This window comes from Sphingomonas sp. T1 (genome assembly GCF_902506585.1).
Taxonomy (GTDB): Bacteria; Pseudomonadota; Alphaproteobacteria; order Sphingomonadales; family Sphingomonadaceae; genus Sphingomonas; species Sphingomonas aerolata.
Genome location: NZ_LR733875.1, coordinates 3,354,764 through 3,381,352, shown reverse-complemented (window position 1 = coordinate 3,381,352; position 26,589 = coordinate 3,354,764). Strand labels below are relative to the sequence as shown.

At 65.5% G+C, this 26,589-nt stretch carries 29 protein-coding genes and 2 tRNA genes; 7 read left to right on the top strand and 24 right to left on the bottom strand.

The genetic code is table 11. The annotated features are described in order from the left end of the window. Positions 1-87: 87 nt before the first annotated feature. From nuoI to relB, 17 genes are all read right to left on the bottom strand, one after another. Positions 88-573 (bottom strand): NADH-quinone oxidoreductase subunit NuoI, encoded by a 486-nt coding sequence (gene nuoI, locus GV027_RS15435; protein WP_031393837.1) that lies wholly within the window; start codon positions 571-573, stop codon positions 88-90. Further along, the gene (gene nuoH, locus GV027_RS15430; RefSeq protein WP_031393838.1) at positions 570-1,619 is read right to left on the bottom strand and encodes an NADH-quinone oxidoreductase subunit NuoH; all 1,050 of its coding nucleotides are present in this window, start codon (positions 1,617-1,619) and stop codon (positions 570-572) included. Before nuoH ends, nuoI begins: the two co-directional genes overlap by 4 nt. Further along, positions 1,616-3,610 carry an NADH-quinone oxidoreductase subunit NuoG gene (gene nuoG, locus GV027_RS15425; protein WP_159512393.1) on the bottom strand — a complete coding sequence of 665 codons (1,995 nt, stop codon included), beginning with the start codon at positions 3,608-3,610 and terminating at the stop codon, positions 1,616-1,618. The genes nuoH and nuoG overlap by 4 nt, the downstream gene beginning before the upstream one ends. Further along, the gene (nuoF, locus tag GV027_RS15420; RefSeq protein ID WP_056050371.1) at positions 3,610-4,911 is read right to left on the bottom strand and encodes an NADH-quinone oxidoreductase subunit NuoF; all 1,302 of its coding nucleotides are present in this window, start codon (positions 4,909-4,911) and stop codon (positions 3,610-3,612) included. Before nuoF ends, nuoG begins: the two co-directional genes overlap by 1 nt. Then, positions 4,911-5,579: a complex I 24 kDa subunit family protein gene (locus GV027_RS15415; protein ID WP_031393841.1), complete on the bottom strand. Its 669-nt coding sequence runs from the start codon at positions 5,577-5,579 to the stop codon at positions 4,911-4,913. Before GV027_RS15415 ends, nuoF begins: the two co-directional genes overlap by 1 nt. Further along, on the bottom strand, positions 5,579-6,790 hold the full coding sequence (locus GV027_RS15410; RefSeq protein ID WP_443029558.1) for an NADH-quinone oxidoreductase subunit D: 1,212 nt from the start codon (positions 6,788-6,790) through the stop codon (positions 5,579-5,581). The genes GV027_RS15415 and GV027_RS15410 overlap by 1 nt, the downstream gene beginning before the upstream one ends. Positions 6,791-6,810: 20 nt before the next feature. Beyond that, on the bottom strand, positions 6,811-7,659 hold the full coding sequence (locus tag GV027_RS15405; protein ID WP_056674793.1) for an NADH-quinone oxidoreductase subunit C: 849 nt from the start codon (positions 7,657-7,659) through the stop codon (positions 6,811-6,813). Next, complete coding sequence (locus GV027_RS15400) at positions 7,656-8,225, bottom strand: NuoB/complex I 20 kDa subunit family protein (RefSeq protein WP_159512391.1); 570 nt, start codon at positions 8,223-8,225, stop codon at positions 7,656-7,658. The genes GV027_RS15405 and GV027_RS15400 overlap by 4 nt, the downstream gene beginning before the upstream one ends. Further along, complete coding sequence (locus tag GV027_RS15395; RefSeq protein ID WP_031393845.1) at positions 8,216-8,590, bottom strand: NADH-quinone oxidoreductase subunit A; 375 nt, start codon at positions 8,588-8,590, stop codon at positions 8,216-8,218. Before GV027_RS15395 ends, GV027_RS15400 begins: the two co-directional genes overlap by 10 nt. Before the next feature lie 251 nt (positions 8,591-8,841). Then, on the bottom strand, positions 8,842-9,654 hold the full coding sequence (locus GV027_RS15390) for an inositol monophosphatase family protein (protein WP_031393846.1): 813 nt from the start codon (positions 9,652-9,654) through the stop codon (positions 8,842-8,844). 162 nt (positions 9,655-9,816) lie between these two features. After that, complete coding sequence (gene efp / locus GV027_RS15385; RefSeq protein WP_037527514.1) at positions 9,817-10,380, bottom strand: elongation factor P; 564 nt, start codon at positions 10,378-10,380, stop codon at positions 9,817-9,819. Between the two features lie 73 nt (positions 10,381-10,453). Beyond that, positions 10,454-11,065 (bottom strand): M23 family metallopeptidase, encoded by a 612-nt coding sequence (locus GV027_RS15380; protein ID WP_031440953.1) that lies wholly within the window; start codon positions 11,063-11,065, stop codon positions 10,454-10,456. Positions 11,066-11,069: 4 nt separating this feature from the next. Beyond that, entirely contained in the window at positions 11,070-12,080 is a 1,011-nt protein-coding gene (locus GV027_RS15375; protein ID WP_159512390.1) for a L,D-transpeptidase family protein, read from the bottom strand. Between the two features lie 172 nt (positions 12,081-12,252). Then, positions 12,253-12,939, bottom strand: a complete 687-nt coding sequence (thiE, locus tag GV027_RS15370) for a thiamine phosphate synthase (protein WP_159512389.1) — start codon at positions 12,937-12,939, stop codon at positions 12,253-12,255. A 75-nt stretch (positions 12,940-13,014) separates the two neighbouring features. Further along, positions 13,015-13,935 (bottom strand): class I fructose-bisphosphate aldolase, encoded by a 921-nt coding sequence (locus GV027_RS15365; RefSeq protein ID WP_107929739.1) that lies wholly within the window; start codon positions 13,933-13,935, stop codon positions 13,015-13,017. A 20-nt stretch (positions 13,936-13,955) separates the two neighbouring features. After that, complete coding sequence (locus tag GV027_RS15360; RefSeq protein ID WP_056674787.1) at positions 13,956-14,288, bottom strand: type II toxin-antitoxin system PemK/MazF family toxin; 333 nt, start codon at positions 14,286-14,288, stop codon at positions 13,956-13,958. Then, complete coding sequence (relB, locus tag GV027_RS15355; protein WP_159512388.1) at positions 14,285-14,551, bottom strand: type II toxin-antitoxin system RelB family antitoxin; 267 nt, start codon at positions 14,549-14,551, stop codon at positions 14,285-14,287. Before relB ends, GV027_RS15360 begins: the two co-directional genes overlap by 4 nt. Positions 14,552-14,706: 155 nt before the next feature. Between relB and GV027_RS15350 the strand changes: the two genes are divergently transcribed. After that, positions 14,707-15,216, top strand: a complete 510-nt coding sequence (locus tag GV027_RS15350) for a TlpA family protein disulfide reductase (protein ID WP_159512387.1) — start codon at positions 14,707-14,709, stop codon at positions 15,214-15,216. Here GV027_RS15350 and GV027_RS15345 read toward each other — a convergent pair. From GV027_RS15345 to gap, 3 genes are all read right to left on the bottom strand, one after another. Continuing rightward, on the bottom strand, positions 15,213-16,403 hold the full coding sequence (locus tag GV027_RS15345; protein WP_159512386.1) for a phosphoglycerate kinase: 1,191 nt from the start codon (positions 16,401-16,403) through the stop codon (positions 15,213-15,215). The two genes, GV027_RS15350 and GV027_RS15345, sit on opposite strands and share 4 nt — an antisense overlap. Continuing rightward, positions 16,400-16,810, bottom strand: coding sequence for an MOSC domain-containing protein (locus tag GV027_RS15340; protein WP_201302688.1), 411 nt, complete (start codon positions 16,808-16,810; stop codon positions 16,400-16,402). The genes GV027_RS15345 and GV027_RS15340 overlap by 4 nt, the downstream gene beginning before the upstream one ends. Positions 16,811-16,988: 178 nt before the next feature. Then, a complete protein-coding gene (gene gap, locus GV027_RS15335) occupies positions 16,989-17,999 on the bottom strand; it encodes a type I glyceraldehyde-3-phosphate dehydrogenase (RefSeq protein WP_031396568.1) in 1,011 nt (336 codons plus the stop codon). 144 nt (positions 18,000-18,143) lie between these two features. On the opposite strand from gap, the gene GV027_RS15330 reads away from it, so the two are divergent. From GV027_RS15330 to GV027_RS15315, 4 genes are all read left to right on the top strand, one after another. Next, on the top strand, positions 18,144-18,368 hold the full coding sequence (locus GV027_RS15330) for a hypothetical protein (RefSeq protein ID WP_159512385.1): 225 nt from the start codon (positions 18,144-18,146) through the stop codon (positions 18,366-18,368). Beyond that, positions 18,368-18,676, top strand: a complete 309-nt coding sequence (locus GV027_RS15325) for a cell division protein ZapA (RefSeq protein ID WP_031440961.1) — start codon at positions 18,368-18,370, stop codon at positions 18,674-18,676. The genes GV027_RS15330 and GV027_RS15325 overlap by 1 nt, the downstream gene beginning before the upstream one ends. 216 nt (positions 18,677-18,892) lie before the next feature. Beyond that, positions 18,893-19,426 carry a 5-formyltetrahydrofolate cyclo-ligase gene (locus GV027_RS15320; RefSeq protein WP_159512384.1) on the top strand — a complete coding sequence of 178 codons (534 nt, stop codon included), beginning with the start codon at positions 18,893-18,895 and terminating at the stop codon, positions 19,424-19,426. Continuing rightward, positions 19,423-19,623, top strand: coding sequence for a DUF2842 domain-containing protein (locus tag GV027_RS15315; RefSeq protein WP_031396564.1), 201 nt, complete (start codon positions 19,423-19,425; stop codon positions 19,621-19,623). The genes GV027_RS15320 and GV027_RS15315 overlap by 4 nt, the downstream gene beginning before the upstream one ends. Before the next feature lie 71 nt (positions 19,624-19,694). Here GV027_RS15315 and GV027_RS15310 read toward each other — a convergent pair. The 4 genes from GV027_RS15310 to GV027_RS15295 form a co-directional block, all read right to left on the bottom strand. Then, positions 19,695-19,771 (bottom strand) — tRNA-Asp (locus GV027_RS15310). An 89-nt stretch (positions 19,772-19,860) separates the two neighbouring features. After that, a tRNA-Asp gene (locus GV027_RS15305) sits at positions 19,861-19,937 on the bottom strand. 55 nt (positions 19,938-19,992) lie between these two features. Next, a complete protein-coding gene (locus GV027_RS15300) occupies positions 19,993-21,141 on the bottom strand; it encodes an AI-2E family transporter (protein WP_107931384.1) in 1,149 nt (382 codons plus the stop codon). A 243-nt stretch (positions 21,142-21,384) separates the two neighbouring features. Next, entirely contained in the window at positions 21,385-23,094 is a 1,710-nt protein-coding gene (locus GV027_RS15295) for a class I adenylate-forming enzyme family protein (protein ID WP_159512963.1), read from the bottom strand. A gap of 187 nt (positions 23,095-23,281) precedes the next feature. Between GV027_RS15295 and GV027_RS15290 the strand changes: the two genes are divergently transcribed. Together GV027_RS15290 and GV027_RS15285 are read left to right on the top strand one after the other, a co-directional pair. Then, positions 23,282-24,511: a serine hydrolase domain-containing protein gene (locus tag GV027_RS15290; RefSeq protein WP_159512383.1), complete on the top strand. Its 1,230-nt coding sequence runs from the start codon at positions 23,282-23,284 to the stop codon at positions 24,509-24,511. 30 nt (positions 24,512-24,541) lie between these two features. Further along, positions 24,542-26,572 (top strand): 3-hydroxyacyl-CoA dehydrogenase NAD-binding domain-containing protein, encoded by a 2,031-nt coding sequence (locus tag GV027_RS15285; protein WP_159512382.1) that lies wholly within the window; start codon positions 24,542-24,544, stop codon positions 26,570-26,572. The last annotated feature ends 17 nt before the right edge of the window (positions 26,573-26,589 follow it).

The window sequence follows — 26,589 nt, the reverse complement described above, 5'->3', positions numbered from 1 at the left end:
CTCACGCCGCGCGGGCGCGCTCGGAAACGGGGAGATCCCAGCCTGCGCTGGGATGACGGAGTTAATCTGTGTCATCGCGGCGCTCGCTTAACGGTACGGCGCATCGGCGGCAAGGTTCGCCGCGATCGCGCTTTCCCAGCGATCGCCGTTATCGAGCAGCTTCGACTTGTCGTAGATCAGCTCTTCGCGCGTCTCGGTCGAGAATTCGTAATTCGGACCCTCGACGATCGCATCGACCGGGCACGCCTCGGCGCACAGGCCGCAATAGATGCACTTGGTCATGTCAATGTCGTAGCGCGTCGTGCGGCGCGAGCCGTCGTCGCGCGGCTCGGCCTCGATCGTGATCGCCTGGGCGGGGCACACGGCCTCGCACAGCTTGCACGCGATGCACCGCTCTTCGCCATTCGGATAACGACGCAGCGCATGCTCGCCGCGGAACCGCGGGGACACCGGGTTACGCTCGTACGGATAGTTGATCGTCGCCTTTTCCTTGAAGAAATAGCGAAGCGTCAACGCGTGCGCCTTCACGAATTCCCACAGGGTGAACGACTTGATGATCTGAGCAACGCTCATGAACCCACTCCAACGCGCGTCAGCATCAACACGCCCGACACGAGGAAAACCCAGAACAGCGAGACAGGCAGGAAAATCTTCCAGCCGAGCCGCATCAGCTGATCATAGCGATAGCGCGGCACGGTCGCCTTCACCCAGCTGAACAGGAAGAAGAAGAACAGGATCTTGGCGAACAGCCAGATGATCCCCGGCACGTAATAGAGCGGCGCCCAGTCGACCGGCGGCAGCCACCCACCCCAGAAGAGCGTCGCGTTGAGCGCGCACATCAGGATGACGTTGGCATACTCACCCAGCCAGAACAGCGCGAACGCCATCGACGAATATTCGGTCTGGTAACCGGCGACGAGCTCGCTCTCCGCCTCGGTAAGATCGAACGGTGCACGCTGCGTTTCCGCAAGGCTCGAGATGAAGAACATCACCGCCATCGGGAACAGCAGCGGATTGACGATATAGCCGTTGATGTGCAGCCCGAACATGTTCTGCTGCGCGGTCACGATGCCCGACAGGTTGAACGTGCCCGACCACAGCACGACCGAGATCAGGATGAACCCGATCGCGACTTCGTAGCTGACCATCTGCGCGGCCGCACGCAACGCCGAGTAGAACGGATATTTCGAGTTCGACGCCCAGCCCGCGAGGATGATCCCGTACACGCCGAGCGAAGACGCCGCGAGCACGTAGAGCAAGCCGACATTAATGTCCGCGAGCACGACGCCGGGCTGGAACGGGATCACCGCCCAGACGATCAGCGCGACCGTGAAGGTGATGATCGGCGCCAGCAGGAACAGCGCGCGGTTGGCGGCTGCGGGGACGATCGTCTCCTGCAGGAACACCTTCAGGCCGTCGGCAAAGCTCTGCAGCAGGCCGAACGGACCCACCACGTTCGGACCACGCCGAAGCGCCATCGCCGCCCAGATCTTGCGATCGGCATAGATGATCATCGCAACCGCCAGCATCACCGGCAGCGCGATTGCGAGAATGTCGATGATCGTCGCGAGGAAGAACGCCCAGTCGTAACCGAGCGAGGATTCGAACCAGGAGATCATTCGGCTGCCTCCGCAAAGTCTTCCCCGTGGAGAAGTTCAGCCGAGCAGCGCTGCATCGTCGGCGATGCGCGGCAGATCGCGTTGGTCAGGTAGAAGTCCTTGATCGGATAGCCGGCCAGAACCCCCTCGCCTGCACCGTCGAGCGACGGCGGGCTCCACTCGAACGTCGCGAGCGCCTGGTGACGCAGCGCGGGAACGGCAGCGAACATCTCTTCGCGCAGCCCCTCGAAGCTGTCGAACGGCAGCGTGTGGCCGAGCGTGTCGGACAGCGCGCGGAAGATCGACCAGTCGTCGCGCGCATCGCCGGGGGCGAACACTGCACGCTCGCCGCGCTGGACGCGACCTTCGAGATTGACCCAGGTTCCCGACTTCTCGGCATAGGTCACGCCCGGCAGGATGACGTCGGCAGCCGCCGCACCCTTGTCGCCGTGATGCCCCACGAACACCTTGAAGCCCGCGAACTGGCTGAAATCGACCTCGTCCGCGCCGAGGAAGAAGCCGAGCTTCGCCCCCATCACGTCAGCGATTCCGCCCGTCTGCGCATAGCCGAGCATCAGCCCGCCCATCCGCGACGCGGCCATATGGACGACGTTGAAGCCGTTCCAGCCGTCCTTGACGAGGCCCAGCGTGTCGACGAGCTTCAGTGCGGCGCCGTGGCCACCCTTCAGCGCCGCGCCACCGACGATCACCATCGGACGCTCGGCCTTGCCGAACGCCTCGGTCACTGCGTCGGGCAGATTGCCGAGCAGGGCCAGATCGTCGCCGAGCCACTCGACCTTGTAGGTCAGCTCGGTCTCAGGGCCGATCGCGAAGACCTTCGCGCCCTTCTTGATCGCCTTGCGAACCCGCGTGTTCACCAGCGGCGCTTCCCAGCGCAGGTTGGTGCCCACCAGCAGGATCGCGTCGGCACGCTCGGTACCGGCGATCGTCGTGTTGAAATTGACCGCAGCGATGTTCGACGCGTCATAGGCCATGCCGGTCTGGCGGCCTTCGAGCATCGTCGAGCCCATCTTCGCGAGCAGCGCCTTGGCGGCGTACATCGTCTCACAGTCGACCAGGTCGCCTGCGACCGCGGCCACGCTCGACCCGGCATCAACCGCCTTGATCGCCGCGAAGGCCTCGTCCCAGTTCGCGGGCTGGAGCTTGCCGTTCACGCGGACATAGGGCTTGTCGAGACGACGACGGACCAGACCGTCGATCGCGTGGCGCGTCTTGTCGGTCGCCCACTCCTCGTTCACGTCCTCGTTGATCCGCGGCACGCAGCGCAGCACCTGGCGGCCACGGCTGTCGAGCCGGATGTTGGTGCCGACCGCGTCCATGACGTCGATCGTCAGCGTCTTGCGGAGTTCCCACGGACGCGCCTCGAACGCGTAGGGCTTCGACGTCAGCGCTCCGACCGGGCACAGGTCGACGACGTTGCCCGACAGCTCGCTCTTGACCGCATTTTCGAGATACGAGGTGATCTGCATGTCCTCGCCGCGGAAGATCGCACCGATCTCCTCGACGCCGGACACTTCCTCGGCAAAGCGGATGCAGCGCGTGCACTGGATGCAGCGGGTCATGACCGTCTTCACGATCGGACCCATATATTTCTCGGTGACCGCGCGCTTGTTCTCGTCATAGCGCGAATGGCCGCGGCCATAGGCGACCGACTGGTCCTGCAGATCGCACTCGCCGCCCTGATCGCAGATCGGGCAATCGAGCGGATGGTTGATCAGCAGGAATTCCATGATGCCCTCGCGGGCATTCTTGACCATCGGCGAGTTGGTGAAGATCTCCTGCTTGTCCGCGGCGGGCAGCGCGCACGACGCCTGCGGCTTGGGCGGACCAGGCTTCACCTCGACCAGGCACATCCGGCAGTTGCCGGCGATGCTCAGGCGCTCGTGGTAACAGAAACGCGGGATCTCCTTGCCGGCAAGCTCGCACGCCTGCAGCACGGTGGCGCCCTGCGGCACCTCAATCTCTACGCCATCGACTTTGACTAAGGGCATTACTCTGCGGCTTCCATCATCGGCGCGGTGTCACCACCACGTTCGCGGATACGGCGTTCCATCTCTGGGCGGAAATGCTTGATCAGGCCCTGGATCGGCCAGGCTGCGGCGTCGCCGAGCGCACAGATCGAGTGACCCTCGACCTGCTTGGTGACCTGCTGGAGCATGTCGATCTCGGACAGCTCGGCATCGCCGGTGCGCATCCGCTCCATCACTCGCCACATCCAGCCGGTGCCTTCGCGGCACGGCGTGCACTGGCCGCAGCTCTCATGCTTGTAGAAGTAGGAGATGCGGCTGATCGCACGGACGATGTCGGTCGACTTGTCCATGACGATGATCGCCGCGGTGCCGAGGCCCGAACCGACTGCCTTCAGGCCATCGAAATCCATCGCGCAGTCCATGATCTGCGCGGCGGGCACCAGCGGCACCGAGGAGCCGCCCGGGATCACCGCGAGCAGATTGTCCCAGCCGCCACGAATACCACCGCAATGCGTCTCGATCAGGTCGCGGAACGAGATGCTCATCTCTTCCTCGACGACGCACGGCTTGTTCACATGCCCGCTGATCTGGAACAGCTTGGTGCCGCGGTTGTTCTCTGCGCCGAAGCTCGAGAACCAGGCCGCACCGCGCCGCAGGATCGTTGGTGCGACCGCGATCGACTCAACGTTGTTGACCGTCGTCGGGCAGCCATAAAGCCCAGCACCCGCGGGAAATGGCGGCTTGAGGCGCGGCTGGCCCTTCTTGCCCTCGAGGCTTTCGAGCATCGCGGTCTCTTCGCCGCAGATATAGGCGCCGGCGCCGCGATGGACGAACACGTCGAAGTCGTAGCCCGACCCGCACGCATTCTTGCCGATGAAGCCGCGATCATAGGCCTCGGCAACGGCCGCGAACAGCGTCTCAGCCTCGCGGATATATTCGCCGCGGATGTAGATGTACGCGGCACGCGCACGCATCGCGAACCCGGCGATCAGCGCGCCCTCGATCAGCTTGTGCGGATCGTGACGGATGATCTCGCGATCCTTGCAGCTGCCCGGCTCGGATTCATCGGCGTTGATGACGAGGAAGTTCGGCCGGTCGGGCTTCGGCTCCTTGGGCATGAACGACCATTTGGTGCCGGTCGGGAACCCTGCCCCGCCGCGGCCACGCAGACCCGACGCCTTCATCACGTCGATGATCGCGTCCTGGCCGAGCGCCATCAGGTCCTTGGTGTTGTCCCAATCGCCGCGCATGATCGCCGCGTCGATATTCCACGGCTGGAAGCCGTAGACGTTGGTGAAGATGCGGTCCTTGTCGGCGAGCATCAGGCCCACTCCCCCCGGTAATCGTGGTTCGCGTCGACCATCGCCTTGAGCGAGGTCGGGCCGCCTTCGGGGCAGCTCGCGCGGCGACCGAATTGCGGCCCCGGCGTCGGCGTGCCGCCACTGGCCAGCGCCTCGAGGATCTCGGTCGTCTTGTCGTAGTCGAGATCTTCGAAGTTATCGTCGTTGATCTGGACCATCGGCGCGTTCGCGCAGGTGCCCAGACACTCGACCTCGGTCAGCGTGAACATCCCGTCCGGCGTCGTGCCGCCCTTGACGAGACCACGGTTCTTGCATGCGGCCAGCACGTCGTCCGACCCGCGCAACATGCACGGCGTCGTGCCACAGACCTGCACGTGATAGCGACCGACCGGTGCGAGATTGAACATCGTGTAGAAGGTCACGACCTCGTAGACACGCATGTACGGCACGCCGATCTGACGCGCGACGAACTCGATCACCGGCACCGGCAACCAGCCCTGGGTCTGCGTTTCCGCACCGACCTGGCGCTGGGCGAGATCGAGGAACGGGATCGACGCCGACTGTTCGCGGCCCTTCGGGTAGCGCCCGAGGATCTCGTTCGCCTTCACCTGGTTCTCGTCCGTCCAGGCGAACGAGCCCCAGCGTGCGCGGGTCTCTGCCTCGTCGGGAATTTTCGGAGCTTCAGCCATCAGCGGTCACATTCACCAAAAACGATATCCATCGCGCCGAGGATCGCGGTCGTATCTGCCAGCATGTGACCCTTCGCCATGAAGTCGAAGGCCTGGAGATGCGAAAACGCGGTCGGGCGGATCTTGCAGCGGTACGGCTTGTTGCTGCCGTCGGCGACCAGATACACGCCGAACTCGCCCTTGGGGCTTTCAGTCGCCACATAGACGTCGCCGGCGGGCACGTGGAAGCCCTCGGTATAGAGCTTGAAGTGATGGATCAGCGCTTCCATCGACTGCTTCATCTCAGCGCGCTTGGGCGGCACGACCTTGCGGTCGAGCGACGCGATCGGCCCCTCGGGCATGTCGCGCAGGCACTGCTTCATGATCCGTGCCGACTGCCGCACTTCCTCGACGCGCACCATGAACCGGTCATAGCAGTCGCCACGCGTGCCGACCGGCACGTCGAAGTCCATCTTGGCATAGACGTCATAGGGCTGCGACTTGCGCAGATCCCAGGCGATGCCCGAGCCGCGGATCATCGGGCCCGAAAAGCCCCATTTGATCGCATCGTCACGGCTGACGATCGCGATGTCGACGTTGCGCTGCTTGAAGATGCGGTTGTCGGCGACGAGCGAAATCGCATCCTCGAACAGCCGCGGCAGGCGCGTGTCGAGCCAGTCGCCGATATCGGCGAGCAGCTTGAGCGGTGCATCCTGATGCACGCCACCCGGACGGAAATAGTTGGAATGCATGCGCGCGCCGCTGACGCGCTCGAAAAAGTTCATGCAGTCTTCGCGGATCTCGAACAGCCACAGGTTCGGCGTCATCGCGCCGACGTCCATGACGTGGCTGCCAAGGTTGAGCATGTGGTTCGAGATGCGCGTCAGCTCGGCGAAGAACACGCGCAGATACTGCGCCCGCTCGGGCACTTCGAGGTCGAGCAGCTTCTCGACCGCCAGCACCCAACTATGCTCCATGCACAGCGGCGAGCAGTAATCGAGACGATCGAAATAGGGCAGCGCCTGCGTGTAGGTCTTGTACTCGATCAGCTTCTCGGTGCCGCGGTGAAGCAGCCCGACATGCGGGTCGACACGCTCGACGATCTCGCCGTCGAGCTCCATGACCAGACGGAGCACGCCGTGCGCCGCCGGATGCTGCGGACCGAAGTTGATCGTGTAGTTCTGGATCGTGACGTCGCCGGTCGTGGGATCGGCCGCATCGCCCTCGCACAGAAGCTCCTCTACATAGAGACTCACTGGTTCTGTCCTCCGCCCTTGGTCGGGATCACGTCCGACTCCACGGGCTTGTCCTGCTTCTGGTTGCCCGGATCGGGCTCGCCCGCACCGCTCTGCGTGGTGTTCTGGACGTCCTTCTTCGCATAGGGCTCGCTCGGCGCGTCGGGCGCCTTGGTCGCGCTCTGCGCCGCATCCGCCTTGACGATCGTATCGGCCGACAGCGGCGTCTGCGCGCCCTTGGCCTGTGGCAGCGCGCCCTTCTCGTCACCCGGAAGGACGTATTCGGCGCCCTCCCACGGACTCATGAAGTCGAACGTGCGGAAATCCTGCGCGAGCTGCACCGGCTCGTACACGACGCGCTTGGCCTCTTCCGAATAGCGCAGCTCGACATAACCCGTCAGCGGGAAGTCCTTACGCTGCGGATGGCCGCGAAAGCCGTAATCGGTCAGGATGCGGCGCAGGTCCGGGTTGCCGCTGAACAGCACGCCGTACATGTCGTACACTTCGCGCTCGAGCCAGCCGGCGACCGGCCAGATGTCGGTAACCGACGGCACCGGCTTGTCCTCGTCGGTCGCGACATGGACGCGCAGGCGGTGGTTCCGCGTCAGCGACAGCATGCAATAGACGACCTCGAACCGCTCGGCACGATCGGGATAGTCGACGCCGGCGATCTCCATGAGCTGCTGATAGGCAAGCCCCGGCGTGTCGCGCAGCGCGATCATCGCGTCGTACAGGTCCTCGCGACGGACGTGCAGAGCGACCTCGCCGACCTTGTCGACCGCGTCGAGCAGCATGCCGCCGAGCGCGGCGCGAGCCGCGTCGATCACGCCGTCATTGGCGGCATAGGCTGGTGCGGGCGCCCTCACCGTTCGATGCTCCCGGACCGCCGGATCTTCCGCTGCAACTGCATGATGCCGTACAACAGCGCTTCCGCAGTCGGCGGGCAACCCGGGACGTAGATGTCGACCGGGACGATCCGGTCACAACCGCGCACAACGCTGTAGCTATAATGATAATAGCCGCCGCCGTTCGCGCAGGACCCCATCGAGATCACATATTTCGGCTCCGACATCTGGTCGTAGACCTTGCGAAGTGCGGGCGCCATCTTGTTGCACAGCGTTCCGGCGACGATCATCACGTCCGACTGGCGCGGCGACGCGCGCGGTGCGGCGCCGAAGCGCTCGAGATCGTAGCGCGGCATGTTGACGTGGATCATCTCGACCGCGCAGCAGGCGAGCCCGAACGTCATCCACCACAGCGACCCGGTACGCGCCCACTGGAACAGCTCCTCGGTCGAGGTGACCAGGAAACCCTTGTCGGTCAGTTCACCGTTCAGGCCGTCGAAAAAGCCCTGGTCGGGCGGCAGGATCGCGCCACCGCCGGCGGGTGCCAGCAGACCGGAACCGGGCTGCGATGTGAGCTCTACTCCCAATCGAGTGCTCCCTTCTTCCATGCATAGGCGAGGCCGAGGGCCAGTTCGCCGATAAAGATCATCATCGAGATCCACGCGGTCCAGCCAAGCGTGAAGACCGAGACGGCCCAGGGAAACAGAAACGCCGCCTCGAGATCAAAGATGATGAAGAGGATGGCGATCAGGTAGAAGCGCACGTCGAACTGGCTGCGCGGATCCTCGAATGCGGGGAAGCCGCACTCATATTCGCTCAGCTTCTCGGGCGTAGGCTTGTGCGACCCGGTGAGCCTGGAGACAGCCATCGGCAGGAACACGAACGTGCTCGACAATGCGATGGCGACCCCGAGGAACAGGAGGATCGGAAGATAGTGCGACAGGTCGACCAAATGGCTTCTCGCAGATGCGAACAGATGGGGAGCCTTTAGGCCGATGGGCCCCGTGGGGCAAGGCTGGCGGCCCGTGAGAATCACTCGCAAGAGCTGTATGAGCCCCGTGGGAAACCTGCGTTACCTGCATGGTTGTGCAAGCAACGGCAACCGCCGGGCGCCGGTCGTAGCCCCCAGCAATACCGTCACCCCAGCAAATACTGGGGTGACGGACATTTGGCAGGCCCGCCCGGCCTACCGACCGAAATGCATCAGCGCAGCGCGCCGGCCACCAGCTTATGCAGCCGCGAATGCAGCGCATCATTCGCCGCGAGGAACTCGTTGCGCTCCATCGCGCGGTCGCCACCCCGGAAGTCGGTCACGTAGCCGCCCGCTTCCTTGACCAGCAGCATCCCGGCCGCGACGTCCCACGGCTTCAGGTTCGATTCCCAGAAGCCGTCGAACCGCCCCGCTGCCAGCCAGGCGAGATCGAGCGCCGCCGCGCCGAGACGGCGGATCCCCGCCACCTCGGGCGCGACCGCACCGAAGATGCGGCTCCACTGCGCGAAATCGCCATGACCAAGGAACGGAATACCTGTCGCGATCAGCGAATCGGCTAGATCGCGCCGCGACGACACGCGCAGGCGCTGGTCGGTCAGCCACGCGCCGCGGCCTCGCTCGGCCCAGAAGCTCTCGTCGGTAAGCGGCTGATACACGAGCGCAGTCGTGACCTCGCGCTTGCCGTTCGGCATCGGCTCCTCGACCGCGATCGAGATGCAGAAATGCGGGATGCCGTGGAGGAAGTTCGACGTGCCATCGAGCGGGTCGACGATGAAGCGCGGCTTGTTGGGATCGCCTGCGACCTCGCCGCGCTCCTCCATCAACATGCCCCAGTCGGGGCGTGCGTGGCTCAGCTCTTCGAAGATCGTCTGCTCGGCGCGCTGGTCGGCCTGGCTGACGAAGTCGGCGGGACCCTTGCGGCTGACCTGCAGCTGCTGGACTTCGTTGAAATCGCGGCGCAGGCGCGGCGCGGCCTTGCGGGCGGCGCGCTCGATGACGGTCATGATGCCGGAATGGCTGGGCATTTCAATCCTTTCAGCCCCTCCCCTTCAGGGGAGGGGTTGGGGTGGGGCAGTGCCGCAGACCCAGGCCGCGGGCAAAGCCCGCGTCGTCGGCCGGGCCATGCCCGCCGGCCGGGCCGGCGGGTCGTGCGGATAGCTTAAGCTATCCGTCTCGGCCGCTCGGCCTTAATCAGCACGCCTTACATAGGTCTGCTCATACACGTCGACCACGATCCGCGTGCCGGCACCGATGTGCGGCGGCACCATCACGCGCACGCCGTTCTCGAGCACCGCAGGCTTGTACGACGACGAGGCGGTCTGCCCCTTCACGACCGCATCCGCCTCGACGATCAGCGCCTCGATCGTGTCGGGCAGCTGGACCGAAATCGGCCGCTCTTCCCAGAGCTCCATCACGACATCCATGCCGTCCTGCAGGAACGCCGCGGCGTCGCCCAGGATGTCGGCATCCAGCGTGATCTGCTCGTAATTGACCTTGTCCATGAACGTCAGCGCGTCGCCGTCGCGGAACAGATACTGGAAGTCGACGGTGTCGAGCCGCACCTTCTCGACGCTCTCGGCGGAGCGGAAGCGCGTGTTGCTCTTGCGGCCGTCGATGAGGTTCTTCATCTCGACCTGCATATAGGCGCCGCCCTTGCCGGGCTGGGTGTGCTGAATCTTCACGGCGCGCCAGATGCCGCCTTCATATTCAAGGATGTTGCCGGGACGAATCTCGACCGCGTTGATCTTCATGACCGATTCCTGCTGGAAAGAGCTAGGGGCCGTCCGCCAGGCAAGGCCGTGCGGAAACCCGAAGCCGCGCGCTTTAGCGGGATGGCCGCGCGCGGGCAAGCAGCGGGTAGGGATTGACCTCTTCGCCCTGCCACCAGCGCTGGCCCGGCTGCATCCGGCTCACCCCGAAATGCAGGTGATAATTGCCTGCGCCCGCGTCACCAGTGTCGCCGACATAGCCAAGTCGGTCCCCCGCCGCGACCGCCATCCCTTCGCGCACGCCCGGCGCATAGCCCGCGAGGTGCGCATAATAATAGGTCCAGCGCCGGTCGGGTGACCGGACATAGACGGTGATCCCGCCAAGCGCGCTCTGGAACAGCTTCTCGATTCGTCCTGGCGCCGCCGCGACGACCGGCGTGCCGCCCGCCGCCATGATGTCGGTGCCATGATGCCCGCGCAGCCCGCCGCCGCGCGGATCGTTCCAGCTGTTGCCGACCGCGGTGCGTGGGACACCCAGCACCGGCATCGTCAACGAACGGGGCGCGTCCGCAACCCCGTCCTCCGCGACCGCGACGTTCGACGCCGTCGGCGACGACGCGCGCCACGCCACCGACCGTCGCCCGCCATCCCCAAAAGACAGCATCGAAGCGAACGCGCCAACCACCAGGACGATCAGCGCGAGAATAACCCAGAACGTCCGCGTCATGCGATCAGGCCTGGAAGACCGCCTTGGTCCCCGGCTTGATCATCATCGATAGCCTTGCCGCGTCCCAGTTCGTCAGGCGGATACAGCCATGGCTTTCGGCGCGCCCGATCGTCTCGGGGTTGGGCGTGCCGTGAATGCCGTAATGATCCTTCGACAGGTCCATCCACACCACGCCGACTGGACCGTTCGGCCCCGGCGGCAGCATCTCCTTCTTCTGTCCCTTCTTCGCATCCCAGAACAGCGCCGGGTTGAAGTGGAATTTGGGGTTATAGTCGGAGCCCTTGATCGTCCATGTCCCCAGCGGCAGCGGGTCGTGGCTCGACCCCATCGTCGCGGAGAACTGCGCGATCAGCTTGTCGTTCGCGTCGAGCACCCGGAGGACGCCGTCGGACTTGTCGACGACGACGTGATCCGCCTGAGGCTGCTTCGCATCGACGTTCAGCATGTTGAGCGTCGCGCGCCAGTCGGGACGGAACTTCGGATCATAGTCGCGCGACGTCGGGAGAGCGTTAGGGAACACCACCTTTGTCCCCGCCGACAATTTGGTCGACGGCGAGTTGAGGGCCATGATCACCGCCGGCGTGGTGTGGAACATCTCACCCAGCTTCTCCATGACCGTCCGGTAGCCGATCGTCTGAAGCTCGGCCTGCTTCGCCGGGTCCTTGGGCAGCGGATTGACGAACGGCCCCGCGAGCATCTCGGGCGTCAGCGCGACCGTGACGGTCGGCCGTGCCGCACGATAGGGATACAGCGCGCGCATCGTCTGCGTGTCGGGCTTGCCCGTAATCGGCAGCCCCTTGGCCTCTTGAAACCCTTTGAGCGCGGCCACGAGCGATTGCCCGCCGCGTCCGTCGAGTACGCCCGGACCGAAACCCAGATGATCGAGGATCACCTGGACGTGCAGTACGTTGCGGTCGATCGGTACCGGCTTGGCAGGGACAGGCTGCGCCACCGCCGGCAGGGCCGCGAGCAGGCAACCTGCAAGAACCGAAGCTTTCGTCACAAATGCCGTCATGCTCGTCATCCCAACCGTTACGCTACTGCATCAAACGGTTGGAACGACGGTTGTTTCCGTGACGCCAGCCAACGCGCCTCCATCACCCCAAACCGTCATCCTGACGAAAGTCAGGATCCAGAGCCGCAAGGCGCAGCGCGACAGTTGAGGTATCCGAGGGCGACGCAGGGTCTCAGCGCTTGGCGAGCACCTCGCCGAATGCCTTGACCGCAGCGACCTCGTCACCATTCCAGACGGCGCCCGACACCGCGATGAAGTCGGCCCCCGCCGCTGCCAGCGCCGCAGCATTGTCCGGCGTGATCCCGCCGATCGCCACACATGGCATTTCGAACAGTGTCGACCACCAGGACAGGAGCACGGGCTCGGCCAGATGCTCGACGGTCTTGGTCGTGGTCGGATGAAAGGCCCCGAACGCGACATAGTCCGCGCCGGCCTCGCCCGCTTCCATCGCCAGATGCCGGCTGCCGTGACAGGTCACGCCGATCTGCGCATTGGGGCCAAGCTGCGCGCGAGCCGCGCGCGGATCGCCATCGCTCTGCCCGAGATGCACGCCGTCCGCGTCGAGCCGCTTCGCCAGCCCGATATCGTCGTTGACGATGAACGCGACGTCGCGCTCGGCGCAGATCGCGCGCAGCGGCGCGCCGAGCGCGGCGGCGGCATGCTGGTCGATGTCCTTCACGCGGAACTGGAACGCGGCCACCGGCCCGGCGTCGAGCGCGCGCGCAAGCCGCTCGGGAAAGTCGCCGCCGACGTCGAGCGGCGAGACGAGATAGAGCTGACATGGCGGCCGCCGCATGTCGCGGCGGAAATTCTCGGCGAATGTCGGGTCGAGCGGGCCCAGCGGATCTTCTTCGGTCATTCCCCGCCCCTAGCGGGTCGCGCCGCGCCCGTCACCCCGGCGCAGAGCCGGGATAACGGACGGGCGAAGCCGCGCTTATTCCTCGTTCTTGTAGATCCGGATGATCCGGTCGAGCATCGCCAGCGCCTCGTCGCGCGGACGCTGGAAGGTGTTGCGGCCGATGATCGAGCCGTTGCCACCGCCGTCACGAATGTCGCGTGCATCCTGGAAGACCGCATCGGCACCCTTGGACGCGCCGCCCGAGAACACGTTGATGCGACGCCCGGCAAAGCTCGACTGGACGACGTGTTTGACGCGATCGGCCTGCTTGGACCAGTCGGTCCCGGCATAGAGCGGCTTGGCTTCCTTCTGCTCGATATGATCGGTCGGCAACTTGGTCTTGATGATGTGCGCGCCGAGCAACGCGGCCATGTGCGCGGCATAGGCGCCGACGTCGAGTGCGAGCTCGCCGTCCTTGGTCAGCTCGCCGCCGCGCGGATAGGACCAGATCACGGTTGCGATGCCGACCGACTTGGCCTCTTCGCTCAGCTCGCGGATTTCCTCGACCAGGTCGAAGAACTGGTCCGCGCCCGGATAGATGGTGAAGCCGATTGCCGCCGAGCCGAGCCGCACCGCGTCCGCCACGGTCGCGGTCACCGCCTGGTCGATCGACGTCGCCCAGCTGTTCGAGCTGTTGCACTTCAGGATCGTCGGGATCTGCCCGGCGAACGTGTCCGCGCCCGCCTCGAGCATGCCGAGCGGCGCTGCATAGGCGCTGAGCCCGGCGTCGATCGCGAGCTGATAATGGTAATGCGGGTCATAGGCCGCCGGATTGACCGAGAAGCTGCGTGCCGGGCCGTGCTCGAAGCCCTGGTCGACGGGCAGGATCACCAGCTTGCCGGTACCGCCGAGCTTGCCCTGCATCAGGATGCGCGCAAGGTTCGCCTTTACCGCCGAACTCGTGGCCTCATACTTGTCGAGGATAGTCTTGATTTGCGGTGTGATCGTCGAGGTCATGATAAGTCCTTTTCCAAAATCTAAAGGGCGAGCCACCGGCGCAGTGCCTGATCCACGGCAAACATGGTTTCGTCGGACGCCGCGCCGACCCGTCGACCAATGCGATGCCGCCAGACCGATTGCACTTTGTCGATACTGACCTCACTCGACTTGAGTAGCCCCGTATCGGCATTGGCCGCGATCGGTATGCGGAACAGTCCGAGGCCGGCAAGCTGGCTGGTGATCAAGCACACAGCAACGCTGTCGTGATCCTGCAGGAACGCATCGGCCTGAACCACGAGCGCAGGGCGCGGCTTTCGCGCAAAATCCCCCGCGCCGGCATCAGCAATAGTCACGATATCGCCGCGTTTCATTCGGCGGCAGACCGACTATTGCTGGCAGGCTCCGGATCATCCCAGGCTACGCCCAACCGCTCCCATGCCTCGTCGTCTTCGGTCCAGCCAAGTGCTGCGGCCGCAAGCGATTGCCGCCGCGCTTCGGCAAGGAACGCCTCATCGTGGCGTTCGACGTAGCGGCGCACAGCTTCACGTGCGATATCGCTCTTGCTGCGCCCCTGCGTGCGGGCGACCGCCGCGAGTCGTTCTTCGAGGTCGCTATCGAGCCTGACGCCGAGCATCCGAGTCTCCGTTTAACATGTTAAACATAGGCAAGGCGCGGTGCTTGATCAACCCCCTGCCCGACCGCACTCGAACGCGCGCCAGGGATGGATTGACGCACGATCCCCGGACGCCGAGGATGTCGAAGGGCAAACCTCCGGGGGGAGAGCGGGCGATGACGGTTTCGACAAAGGGCGTGATTGTGAGCGCTCTGGCGCTGGCGACCGCGATAATGCCGTCCCACGCGTCGGCGACGATCAAGGTGGGCGACCGGGCGCCAAGGTTCGAGATGACGCTGATCGACGGCAGCAAGATCAGCAGCACCGACCTGCACGGACAGGTCGTCATTCTCAATTTCTGGGCGACATGGTGCGGGCCGTGCAAGGCGGAATTGCCGCTGCTCGATACCTATTACCGGCTGCGCAAGGACAATGGCCTGCGCGTCTTCGCGGTCGCAACCGAAGACTCGCTCCCGGCGTACAAGCTGAAACCAGTCTTCGCGGCGCTGGCGATACCATCGGCGCGGCGGATCAAGGGGGCGTTCGGCGTCATGGGCGCGCTGCCGACCAACTACATCATCGATCGCGCCGGGGTCGTCCGCTATGCGAAACCCGGCGCGTTCGACCTGGCCGACCTGAACACGCTGCTCGTGCCCCTGCTCAACGAGCCGGCGCCGACGCCTTAACGGGTCAGCGCGGCGACGCCGGGAAGGTCCTTGCCCTCCATCCATTCCAGGAACGCACCGCCGGCGGTCGACACGAAGGTAAACGCATCCGCGACCCCGGCATGGTTGAGCGCCGCGACCGTATCGCCACCCCCTGCGACCGAGACCAGCGAACCACCCTCGGTGAGTGCCGCCGCCGTCTTGGCGAGCGCGACCGTGGCGGTATCGAATGGCGGCGTCTCGAACGCGCCGAGCGGACCGTTCCAGACGAGAGTCCGGCAATTCTTCAGGACGTCGCCAAGCGATTCGACCGCAGCCGGGCCAACGTCGAGGATCATCTCGTCCGCTGCGACCTCGTGCACGTTGATCGTACGCGTGGCGGGGTTCGGCTTGAACTCCTTCGCAACGACGACGTCGTACGGCAGATGGACGGTGCAGTTCGCCTTGTCGGCGGCCTCCATGATCTGTTCGCAGGTGGCGGCGAGCTCATGCTCGCACAGGCTTTTGCCGACATCGACGCCGCGCGCCGCGAGGAAGGTGTTGGCCATGCCGCCGCCAATGATCAGGTGATCGACGCGCGTGACCAGGTGCCGCAGCACGTCGAGCTTCGACGATACCTTCGCGCCGCCAACGACTGCTGCCACAGGATGCTCCGGCGCACCCAGCGCCTTCTGGAGCGCGTCGAGTTCGGCCTCCATCGCACGGCCGGCAAAGGCCGGCAGGACGTGTGCCAGCCCCTCGGTCGAGGCGTGCGCGCGGTGCGCGGCGGAGAAGGCGTCGTTGACGTAGAGATCGCCGAGGCTGGCGAAACGCGCGACCACCGCCGGATCATTCGTCTCCTCGCCGCCGAAGAAGCGCGTGTTCTCCAGCACCGCGATGTCACCGGGTTCGAGCATCGCGACCGCGTCGTCCGCGCCCTCCCAGTCGACATAGCGAACCTCGCGGCCCAGCACGTCGCTATACGGCCGGACGACCTGCGAGAGCGAAAATTCCGGGCTCGGATTGCCCTTGGGGCGGCCGAAATGGGCAAGGATCAGGACGATCGCGCCCTTGTCGGCCAGTTCGCCGACCGTTGCGACGGTCGCCCTCAAGCGCGTGTCGTCGGTGACGGCGCCTTCGGCCATCGGCACGTTGAGGTCTTCGCGGACAAGCACGCGCTTGCCCCGCACATCGCCCATGTCGTCGAGCGTCTTGAATGGCTTGCTCATGGTTCTTCGATCCTGATCTCGTCACCGACGGCGATTCTGCCGCCCATCAAAACGCGGGTACACGCCCCGCCCCGCCAGTCGGGCGTGAGCGCGGCGAACAATCCTGGCGCCAGGGCTTCCATCCGTTCGCACGGATCGGTGTGGCGCGTCACCTCCAGCACCACGTCCGCGCCGATGCGAAGCCGCGTGCCGGGTATCTGGGGAAGGTCGAAGCCGTCGACGAGAAGGTTCGCGCGGCGTTCGTACCAGGGAATGTCACAGCCGACCTCGGCCATCGCGGCATCCCAGTCGCCGCGTTCGAGCAACGTGACCTGACGCCGCCCCCTGCCGCCGGGCTTCACATAGCCGCGAAAGTCACCATGCAGCCCGGCCTCGATGGTGATCTCGACATGGTCGAGAACCTCCATCGGGGCTTTCGCGCGGGCGTGACGCGCGATGCCGGCGATCGTGCCTGCCCTATTCAAGGTCGAGGCCACCGCCCCCTGCCCGTTCGTGTCGAGCGCAGTCGAGACACCATCTGTCACGCGAAGCGGCTTCTCGACTGCGCTCGAAGCGAACGGAAGAGGGGGTACATGGATCGCAAGTTCAGATGAACTTCGCCATCGCCGTGGCCGTGTCGACCATGCGGTTCGAGAAGCCCCATTCATTGTCGTACCAGCTGACGACGCGGACCAGCTTGCCGTCGATCACTGCGGTCTCCAGGCTGTCGATCGTCGACGAGGCCGGGGTATGCTGGAGATCGATCGAGACGAGCGGCTCGTCCGACCAGTCGAGCACGCCGACCAGCGGGCCGCTCTCGGATGCCGCCTTCAGCACCGCGTTCACTTCTTCGCGCGTCGTGTCGCGCGACGGGGTGAAGGTCAGGTCGATCAGCGAGACGTCCGGCACGGGCACGCGGATTGCCGACCCGTCGAGCTTGCCCTTCAGTTCGGGCAGCACTTCGGACACGGCGCGCGCGGCGCCCGTCGTGGTCGGGATCATCGACATCGCCGCAGCGCGTGCGCGACGCAGGTCCGGGTGGATCTGGTCCAGGATCTTCTGGTCGTTGGTATAGGCATGGATCGTCGTCATCAGCCCGCGCTCGATTCCGATCGCGTCGTTCAGCACCTTGGCGACGGGAGCCAGGCAGTTGGTCGTGCACGACGCGTTCGACACGATCGTGTGCTCGGCCGTCAGCTTGTCGTGGTTGACGCCATAGACGACCGTCAGGTCGACATTCTTGCCCGGTGCCGAGATCAGCACCTTCTTGGCGCCGGCGTCGAGATGCTTCTGGCAGCTTGCCTTGTCGGTGAAGAAGCCGGTGCATTCGAGCACGATGTCGACGCCCAGTTCGGCGTGCGGCAGGTTCGCGGGGTCGCGCTCGGCGGTGACGCGGATGCGCTTGCCGTCGACGACGAGTTCATTGCCCTCGGCCGACACGTCGCCCGGATATTTGCCGTGAACGCTGTCGCGCTTGAACAGCCAGGCGTTCGACTTGGCGTCGCCGAGATCGTTGATCGCGACGAGTTCGAGTGCGCCGTTCGACTGCTCGAGAACCGCGCGGGCAACGAGCCGGCCGATCCGCCCGAAACCGTTGATCGCAACCTTGACCGTCATTGCTGTATCTCCGCTACGCCCGTGAGTCCGTTCCGGGCGCGCTGCCTTTGCGGGGCGGTGGGGCGCCCTGTCAACACCATGGACGGTGTGCGGCACGGGCGAAAGCCGCTTGCCGCGCCCCCCGGCCATGCTATCTCGCAATCTATGCCAGATACTCTTCCCGACGCGCCGACGGCCGTCGACAGGCCTCCCGACGGTCCAACCGCGGTCGACAGGATCGACGCCGCTATCGGCCGGATCGAAGCCGCGATCCACGCACGCGCCGAAAGCGGCGACGCACTCGCCAGGCGGCATGCCGCACTCAAGGCGCGCATGGCGGAGGCGGTCGCCGCGCTCGACGACGTCATCACCCGCGGGAGCCCCATCTGATGGCGCAGGTCATGCTCGATATCGGTGGCCGCCCGCATGCGGTGGCGTGTCGCGACGGCGAGGAGTCGCGCGTGCGTCTGCTCGGCGCGATGCTCGCCGAACGCTGGCCGGTCGCGGACCGCGCCGCCGGGGGGCTCAGTGCCGAACGCGCGATGCTGTTCGTAGCGCTCATGCTCGCCGATGATCTCGACGAAGCCGCGCATCGGCCGCCCGAAGGATCGGCGGTCAGCGAGATCGCACTGACGCGCATCGCCGATCGTCTCGAAGGACTCGCACAGGCCCTTGAGCAAAGCCCGCCGAGCGCCTAGATTGGTCTTGGCGGGTTCTGCCCGGTACGAGCCTTTATTATCCCTGAGGCTATTCATCATCCATAGGGGGCTGTCCCTGTTAGGACCCTGGTCCGAAGCATATGGTCCCCACCTGACGTACCGTGCGTCAGTGGATAACCCGGCACACGGCCATGGTGGGCCCGCCACATCACCATTCCCGTCATCGGACGATACCCGCATGATCGATCCGCACCCGTGAGCGACAAGGCCGCGCTCCGCACCGCATTGCGGGCCGCCCGTGCGGCCGCCGCGCCGGTCGAGATCCGCGTCCCGGACGCGTTCCTGGCCCGGCTCTCGTCCGGCCTGACCGTCGCCTCCTATGTTCCGATGGCTGGCGAGGCGGATCCCTCCCCCTTCGCACGCGCCGCTGTCGAGGCAGGGTGCGTCATCGCGCTTCCCCACGTCGTGCGCCGCGACCAGCCGATGCGGTTTCTCGCCTGGGAGACGGAAGCTGCGCTGATCGCCGGCCCCTTCGGGCTTCACCAGCCCCCGGCCGATGCCGCCGCGCTCGCCCCAGATATCATCCTGACCCCGCTGGTGGGGTTCGATCGCCATGGCAATCGCATCGGCCAGGGTGCAGGCTATTACGACCGCGCATTTCTTGCGCATCCCGACGCATGGCGAATCGGCATCGCGCTCGCGATCCAGGAGGTCGACGCGCTGACGCCCGACGCCTGGGACGTGCCGCTTCACGCCATCGCCACAGACAAGGACTGGATCACACCATGACACCTAGCTGGCGCAAACCCGCCGGGATGCTCGGCATCCTGTTGCTGATCACGCTGTGGTGCGTCGCGATCGTCAGCCTGTCGACGATCGTCGGCAGCTGGCACTGGCTGGGCCAGCTGGCATTCTATCTCGTCACAGGGCTGATCTGGATAGCGCCGCTGAAACCCGTGCTGCGCTGGATGGAGACGGGGCGCTGATCCCGGTCGCTATCCGGACAGCATCTGGGGGCGGCTGATATTTTAAAGGGGGGCTCGGCCACCCCTTGGGGTGGCGCGAGTGACGGGACTCGAACCCGCGACCTCCGGCGTGACAGGCCGGCGCTCTAACCAACTGAGCTACACCCGCATTCCCAATGACGACCTCTGCACACTACCCGCAAACGGGTGTGGCGGTCGTCACCGTCGTAGACACTATCTCACACCATCGACTAACGATGGCGCGAGTGACGGGACTCGAACCCGCGACCTCCGGCGTGACAGGCCGGCGCTCTAACCAACTGAGCTACACCCGCTGAAACAGCGTGGAGGCGGCAACTAGGCGAGGGTTGGGATAGCGTCAACCCCCATTCAGCCGCCTGTTTCACGTTGGTCGTCGGACGCGTCCCCCCGACGGCGATTCCGCCCGCTTTTCTGCTGGACCAGCGTGCCGTGCTCGAACAGGAACCCCGCGATATCGGGCTTGCCCGCCGCGCCCAGCACGGTCTGGATGATGATCAGCAGCGGCACCGCCAGCAACGCGCCGAGCGTGCCCCAGACCCAGCCCCAGAAGCTCAGAGAAATCAGGATCAGCAGCGGGCTGATCGTCAGCCGGTGGCCGACGATGAACGGCGTGATCGCATTCGCCTCGACCAGATGCAGCCCGTACATCAATGCCGGGGGAAGCAACGCCATCCAAATATCCGAGAAGGTCATCAACCCGCCCAGCCCGAGCAGGAACGCGCCGATCACGGGTCCGAAATAGGGGATATAGTTCAGCAGGGCTACGATCCCGCCCCACATCGCCGGATAGGGCATGCCGATCGCCCACAAGGCGGTACCGGTCACGATCCCAAGCAGGACATTGATGACCGTGATCGTGCCGAGATAGGCCGAGACGTCGTCGACCACGTCCTGAATCACGCGTGCGGTCGCCATCGCCCCGTCGAAGCTCGTGCGACCCGTGATCGTCTGCCGCCGCATGCCCGTCCAGCCGGACAGGAAGAAGAACACGATCAGGATCCCGAACAGCAGCTGGACGATGACTGCCGGCGCGGATGTCGCGGCGAATTCGAGGATCGAACTTGGTGCCGCGACGCCCGCGGTCGCGGGCTGCTTGATCGGCGTCGACGCGACCTGCCGCAGCGTCCGGTTCACATATTTCTCGAGGCTTGAATACAGATCGAGCAGCGGCGCGAGATTGCTCTGGATCCGGTCGAGTCGGGTCGGCAGCAGCCGGAAAAAGTCGGTTGCCGGCACGAGGATCGCGGCGATCGCGACATTGGCGGCGACCAGGAACACCAGAATGCACGCGAGGGCCGCGATCGGCGACGGCACGCCCCGCCGTTCGAGCCATTCGAGCACCGGAATCAGCGCGACGGCGATCACCAGCGCGGTCGTCAGCGGCAGGAAGAACTCCGCCCCTGCCTTCAACGCGAACGGCAAGGCGATGACCAGCCCGATTCCGGCGGTCAGCGTCAGCGCGGCGAGCAGGCGATCGCGTCGCTGCGCGATCCGCATCGCATCCTCGACACCAACGCCGATCGGGGGTTCGAACACCCCTTCCGCGCTGGTCGCCGTGGTTGCCCCGCCCCCGGCGGGCGGCGGCCCTCCCTCATGGACGTCCGCCGTACCCGCCTGGGCCGTATAATCGTCGTTCGCCATGCCGTTACCCCTCGCTTGCCCTTCCCCTTGTCACAATCGGGGCGGCATTCAAGCGGTGTTGACGCTCCGCCTGCGCGATGCAGAACGAATCGCCCTGAACTATGATGCCGTGGCGGGAATCCGATCCGCAAAAAGCGATTGCAGGTCCTTTTTCAGGATCTTGCCGTTCGCGTTGCGGGGCAAGGTCTCGGGCACGAAGCGGATGGCGACGGGCGTCTTGAACGCCGCGAGCCGTTCGCGCACCCAGGCCTGCAGTTCGGCCTCGCTCGCCTCACCACCGGGGGCGAGGTGGACGACGGCAACCGGCTCCTCGCCGAGCGTGCGGTGCGGCAGTCCGATCAGCGCGCAGTCGGTGACCGCGGGATGCGCGTAGAGGACATTCTCGACCTCCGACGAATAGATGTTTTCGCCACCCCGGATGATCATGTCCTTGGCGCGGTCGACGATGTAGCAGAACCCCTCCTCGTCGAGGCGCGCGAGATCGCCCGTGCGCACCCAGCCGTCGATGAACGTCGTCGCGGTCGCCTCCGGCTTGTTCCAATAGCCCTTCACGATCATCGGCCCGCGCGCCCAGAGCTCGCCGACCTCGCCGATCGGAAGCGCGGTGACGCCGTCCTCCGCGACGATCTTCAGGTCGACGACCGGCGCGGGGGGCCCCGCACTGCTCGGCCGGTTGAGATAATCCTCCGCGCCGTGATGCGTAACCGTCGCCATCGTCTCGGTCATGCCCCAGCCATTGCCGGGCAGCGCGCCGAGCTCGCTATGGATGCGCCTGACCAGCTCGGGGGCCGAGGGCGCGCCGCCATAGGCGATCGATTCGAGCGACGAGAGATCATAGTTGCCGCGGTCGGGATGCTCGATCAGCTGCCACGCGATCGTCGGCACGCCGCCGGTCACGTTCACCTTTTCGCGTTCTATGATCTCCATCGCACGGACGGTGTCCCACTTGCGCATGAAGATCATCGTGCTCCCCGTCGCGATCACGCCCATCATGCCCGCCGAGCAGGCGGTGACGTGGAAGAGCGGGATGACGGTCAGCGTCACGCGCGGGGTCGGCTCGGGCGGCGCCTCGCCGCGCCGCAAGGCCGAGCGCGCGCCCGAATAGCCCCCGGTCAGGATGTTCGACATCATGTTGCGATGCGTCCCCAGCGCCCCCTTGGGGGCACCGGTCGTACCGCTGGTATAGAAGATCGTGGCATCGTCATCGGGCGCGATCACAGCATCGGGCAGCGGCCGGTCGGGCAGCGCCGCCCAGTGCGAGGACGTCCCGATCACGCCCTCCAGCGGCGCTGCGATACCGGTCAGCGGCGCGACCGCGCGGCTGACCAGCACCTGCTCCAGCGACGGGATCGTCGCGTAGATATCCTCGAGCCGGTGATGGCGTTCATCGTCGGTGATCAGGACCCGGGCACCCGAATCGGCGAGACCATAGGCCATCTCCGCACCCGTCCACCACGCGTTCAACGGCACCATCACCGCGCCGATCGCGGTCGCTGCGAAGAACGCGACCGGCCATTCGGGCAGATTGCGCATCGCCAGCGCGACACGGTCGCCCGGCCCGATGCCCTGCGTACGCAGATGCGCCGCCAGCGTCGTCACCGCGCGCCACGTCGCTTCATAGGTCACGCGCTCGTCTTCATAGATGGTGAAGACGCGCTCGCCATGCCCGCGCGCGGCCTGGATCAGGTAACGCAGCGACGGCGGCGCATTCTTCCACACGCGCGTCGCGACCCCGCCGATCGACACGGTCTCCATCTCGAACTTGCCGCCGGGCGCAGTCAGACGCCGTTCGGTTTCCGCCATCGACATGACCGGCCAGTTGGGGTCCAGGGCGATGATTGGTTCATGAGCCAAGGCCAGCCTACTCCAAATATGAATTTCGGGTTTGGCTTATCCGCCAACCAGATGCACGTTTAGAGTTGATTTGCACGCCACTCAAGGCAATAGGAGTGCCTATGTTCGAACCGGGGGTATGGTGCATGCGGGGAAGCTGGCGATGACCGCCGCGTTCGCTGGGGCGGCTGAACGGCATGGCTTCGATCCGGCACGGCTCGCCGCGATCGATAGGCTGTTGAAAGACCGCTATATCGTCACCGGCAAGCTCCCCAATGCGCAGCTGCTGATCGCGCGCGACGGCGAAACCGTGCATTTCTCGCATCAGGGCCTCGCCCGCGAGGGCGGCGCGCCTATCGACGAGACCTCGTTGTTCCGGATCGCGTCGATGACCAAGCCGATCACCTCGGTCGCGTTCATGATGCTGGTCGAACAGGGCCTCGTCGCACTCGACACCCCGGTCCATCACGTCCTGCCCGCGTTCAAGGGGATCGGCGTCTATAATGGCGGCGGTGCGGGGGTCCCCTTTGCGGTGAAACCGACCGCCGAGCCGATGCGGATGATCGACCTGCTCCGCCACACTTCGGGTCTGACCTACGGCTTCCAGAACCGGTCGAACGTCGACGCCGCCTATCGCGAAGGCAAGATCGAGAACTGGCACGGCAATCTCGATCTCGACGGCTTCGTCGCCGCGCTGGGGGCTTTGCCGCTCGAATTCTCGCCGGGGACCGCGTGGAACTATTCGGTGGCAACCGACGTGCTCGGCGCGGTGGTCGAGCGCGTGTCCGGCGTCACGCTCGACACCTTCTTCACGACGCGGATCTTCGTGCCGCTGAAGATGGACGACACGGGATTCCAGGTTCCCGCCGACAAGACAAATCGCCTGACCGATTGCTACACGGTCGCGCCGGGCAAGGAGCGCACGATGCTCGATCGCGGCGAGAAGAGCGCGTGGAGCCGTCCGCCGACGCTGTTGTCGGGCGGGGGCGGGCTCGTCTCGACCGCGCTCGACTATCAGCGCTTCTGCCAGATGTGCCTCAACGGCGGCGAACTCGACGGTGCGCGGATCCTCGGCCGCAAGACGCTCGAACTCATGACGCAGAACCATCTGCCCGGCGGCGCCGACCTGACGACGATGTCCCGGTCGATGTTCAGCGAGGCGACCAATGCCGGCACCGGTTTCGGGCTGGGCTTTGCGGTGACGATCGACCCGGTACGGTCGATGATGCCGGGGTCGAAGGGCGAATATTACTGGGGCGGGATGTTCTCGACCGCCTTCTTCATCGATCCGGTCGAACGCCTGTCGATGGTCTTCATGACCCAGGTCTCGCCCAGCAGCCTCTACCCCATCCGCCGCGAGCTCAAGACGATGATCTACGCCGCTATGACCTGACCCGTCAGCGGCCGTCACCAGGAGAGAATAATGACCACCCCGATCCGCACCGAACGCCATGACGACGTCCTCGTCATCATCTCGAACAACCCGCCGGTCAACGCGCTCGGCGCCGCAGTCCGCCAGGGGCTCGAGGCCGCGATCAAGGACGGCGTCGCCGAGGCGAGCATCACCGCGATGGTGATCCGCTGCGACGGCCGCACCTTCTTCGCGGGCGCCGACATCACCGAATTCGGCAAGCCGATGGTCGAGCCCGGCCTGCCGACCGTCGTCGACATGATCGAGGCGTCGTCCAAGCCGGTCGTCGCCGCGATCCACGGCACCGCGCTCGGCGGCGGCTGCGAAGTGACACTCGGCTGCCATTACCGCGTCGCCGTTCCCTCGGCCAAGATCGGCACGCCCGAGGTCAAGCTCGGCCTTCTCCCCGGCGCGGGTGGCACGCAGCGCATCCCGCGCATCGCCGGCGTCAAGCTCGCGCTCGAGATGACCGCCAAGGGCGATCCGATCTCCGCGAAGAAGGCGCTCGACGCCGGCCTGATCGACAAGATCGTCGGCGAGGACAGCCTGGAAGCCGACGCGATCGCCTTCGCGCGCGAGATCGCGGCGAAGCGCCCCCTGCCCCGCGCGTCCGAGAAGACCGCGCAGGCCGATCCCGACGCGGTCGCCGCATTCAAGAAGGAGAACGCCCGCCGCTTCCGCAACTTCGACGCCCCCGCCGCCAATATCGCCTGCGTCGAGAAGGCCTCTGATGGGTCGAGCTTCGCCGATGGCGTCGCGTTTGAACGCGAGCAGTTCATGGCGCTCATGATGGGCGTCCAGTCCGCCGCGCAGCGCCACATCTTCTTCGCCGAGCGCCAGGCCGCCAAGATCGACGACGTCCCCGCCGATACCAGGCTGCGCGAGATCAAACGCGTCGGCGTGATCGGCGCGGGCACGATGGGCGGCGGCATCGCGATGAACTTCCTGTCCGCCGGCATCCCCGTCACGATCGTCGAGATGCAGCAGGAGGCACTCGACCGCGGCACCGGCGTCGTCCGCAAGAATTACGAGGCGACCGCCGCCAAGGGCCGGATGAAGCCCGAACAGGTCGAACAGGCAATGGGCGCGCTCAAGCCCACGCTCGATTTCGCCGACCTCGCCGAATGCGACCTGATCATCGAGGCGGTGTACGAGACGATGGAGGTGAAGAAGGACATCTTCACCAAGCTCGACGCGATCGCCAAGCCCGGCGCGATCCTCGCCTCGAACACCTCCTATCTGAACATCGACGAGATCGCCGCGTGCACGAAGCGTCCCGAGGACGTCGTGGGCATGCACTTCTTCTCGCCTGCCAACGTCATGAAACTGCTCGAGGTGGTTCGCGGTGACAAGACCGCGGACGACGTGCTCGCGACCGTCATGGCGCTTGCCAAGAAGATCAGGAAGGTCGCCGTGGTGGCGGGCGTCACCTACGGCTTCATCGGCAACCGCATGCTGATGCCGCGCCAGGTCGAGGCGACCAAGCTGCTGCTCGAAGGTGCGAGCCCCGAGCAGATCGACCGCGTCCATGTCGCATTCGGCATGCCGATGGGCCCGTTCCAGATGAGCGACCTCGCCGGCGTCGACATCGGCTGGCACCGCGACCCGAGCCGGATCGAGAATATCCGCGATGCACTGGCGGCAGAAAACCGTTGGGGCCAGAAGACCAAGGCGGGCTTCTACGATTATGACGAGAAGCGCACGCCGTCCAACTCCCCCCGCGTCGCCGAAATCATCGACGATTTCCGCGCAAAGTCTGGCGTCACCCCGCGCGAGATCAGCGACGAGGAGATCGTCGCGCGCACGCTCTACACGATGGTCAACGAAGGCGCGCTGATCCTCGAAGAGGGCAAGGCGCAGCGTGCGTCCGACGTCGATGTGGTGTGGATCTACGGTTACGGCTGGCCGGTCTATCGCGGCGGCCCGATGTTCTGGGCGCAGTCGGAAGGCTTGCCAAAGGTCGTCGCCGGGCTCGAGAAATACGGCTTCCCCGTTGCCAAGTCGCTCAAGGACGCCGCCGCGAGCGGTGGAAAGATCAAGTAAATTTTACGCCCTCTCCC

What these genes read in the sequence shown, in the direction of transcription:
- GV027_RS15285 (WP_159512382.1), top strand. Translation starts at nt 24,542, where the DNA reads ATGACCACCCCGATCCGCACCGAACGCCATGACGACGTCCTCGTCATC.
- nuoH (WP_031393838.1), bottom strand. Translation starts at nt 1,619, where the DNA reads ATGATCTCCTGGTTCGAATCCTCGCTCGGTTACGACTGGGCGTTCTTC.
- efp (WP_037527514.1), bottom strand. Translation starts at nt 10,380, where the DNA reads ATGAAGATCAACGCGGTCGAGATTCGTCCCGGCAACATCCTTGAATAT.
- GV027_RS15365 (WP_107929739.1), bottom strand. Translation starts at nt 13,935, where the DNA reads ATGACCTCGACGATCACACCGCAAATCAAGACTATCCTCGACAAGTAT.
- GV027_RS15295 (WP_159512963.1), bottom strand. Translation starts at nt 23,094, where the DNA reads ATGTCGATGGCGGAAACCGAACGGCGTCTGACTGCGCCCGGCGGCAAG.
- GV027_RS15390 (WP_031393846.1), bottom strand. Translation starts at nt 9,654, where the DNA reads ATGCCCAGCCATTCCGGCATCATGACCGTCATCGAGCGCGCCGCCCGC.
- GV027_RS15415 (WP_031393841.1), bottom strand. Translation starts at nt 5,579, where the DNA reads ATGGCTGAAGCTCCGAAAATTCCCGACGAGGCAGAGACCCGCGCACGC.
- thiE (WP_159512389.1), bottom strand. Translation starts at nt 12,939, where the DNA reads ATGACCGAAGAAGATCCGCTGGGCCCGCTCGACCCGACATTCGCCGAG.
- GV027_RS15345 (WP_159512386.1), bottom strand. Translation starts at nt 16,403, where the DNA reads ATGAGCAAGCCATTCAAGACGCTCGACGACATGGGCGATGTGCGGGGC.
- nuoI (WP_031393837.1), bottom strand. Translation starts at nt 573, where the DNA reads ATGAGCGTTGCTCAGATCATCAAGTCGTTCACCCTGTGGGAATTCGTG.
- GV027_RS15290 (WP_159512383.1), top strand. Translation starts at nt 23,282, where the DNA reads ATGACCGCCGCGTTCGCTGGGGCGGCTGAACGGCATGGCTTCGATCCG.
- relB (WP_159512388.1), bottom strand. Translation starts at nt 14,551, where the DNA reads ATGCTCGGCGTCAGGCTCGATAGCGACCTCGAAGAACGACTCGCGGCG.
- GV027_RS15315 (WP_031396564.1), top strand. Translation starts at nt 19,423, where the DNA reads ATGACACCTAGCTGGCGCAAACCCGCCGGGATGCTCGGCATCCTGTTG.
- GV027_RS15360 (WP_056674787.1), bottom strand. Translation starts at nt 14,288, where the DNA reads ATGAAACGCGGCGATATCGTGACTATTGCTGATGCCGGCGCGGGGGAT.
- GV027_RS15380 (WP_031440953.1), bottom strand. Translation starts at nt 11,065, where the DNA reads ATGACGCGGACGTTCTGGGTTATTCTCGCGCTGATCGTCCTGGTGGTT.
- GV027_RS15375 (WP_159512390.1), bottom strand. Translation starts at nt 12,080, where the DNA reads ATGACGGCATTTGTGACGAAAGCTTCGGTTCTTGCAGGTTGCCTGCTC.
- GV027_RS15330 (WP_159512385.1), top strand. Translation starts at nt 18,144, where the DNA reads ATGCCAGATACTCTTCCCGACGCGCCGACGGCCGTCGACAGGCCTCCC.
- GV027_RS15350 (WP_159512387.1), top strand. Translation starts at nt 14,707, where the DNA reads ATGACGGTTTCGACAAAGGGCGTGATTGTGAGCGCTCTGGCGCTGGCG.
- gap (WP_031396568.1), bottom strand. Translation starts at nt 17,999, where the DNA reads ATGACGGTCAAGGTTGCGATCAACGGTTTCGGGCGGATCGGCCGGCTC.
- nuoF (WP_056050371.1), bottom strand. Translation starts at nt 4,911, where the DNA reads ATGCTCGCCGACAAGGACCGCATCTTCACCAACGTCTACGGCTTCCAG.
- GV027_RS15325 (WP_031440961.1), top strand. Translation starts at nt 18,368, where the DNA reads ATGGCGCAGGTCATGCTCGATATCGGTGGCCGCCCGCATGCGGTGGCG.
- nuoG (WP_159512393.1), bottom strand. Translation starts at nt 3,610, where the DNA reads ATGCCCTTAGTCAAAGTCGATGGCGTAGAGATTGAGGTGCCGCAGGGC.
- GV027_RS15340 (WP_201302688.1), bottom strand. Translation starts at nt 16,810, where the DNA reads ATGGAGGTTCTCGACCATGTCGAGATCACCATCGAGGCCGGGCTGCAT.
- GV027_RS15300 (WP_107931384.1), bottom strand. Translation starts at nt 21,141, where the DNA reads ATGCGGATCGCGCAGCGACGCGATCGCCTGCTCGCCGCGCTGACGCTG.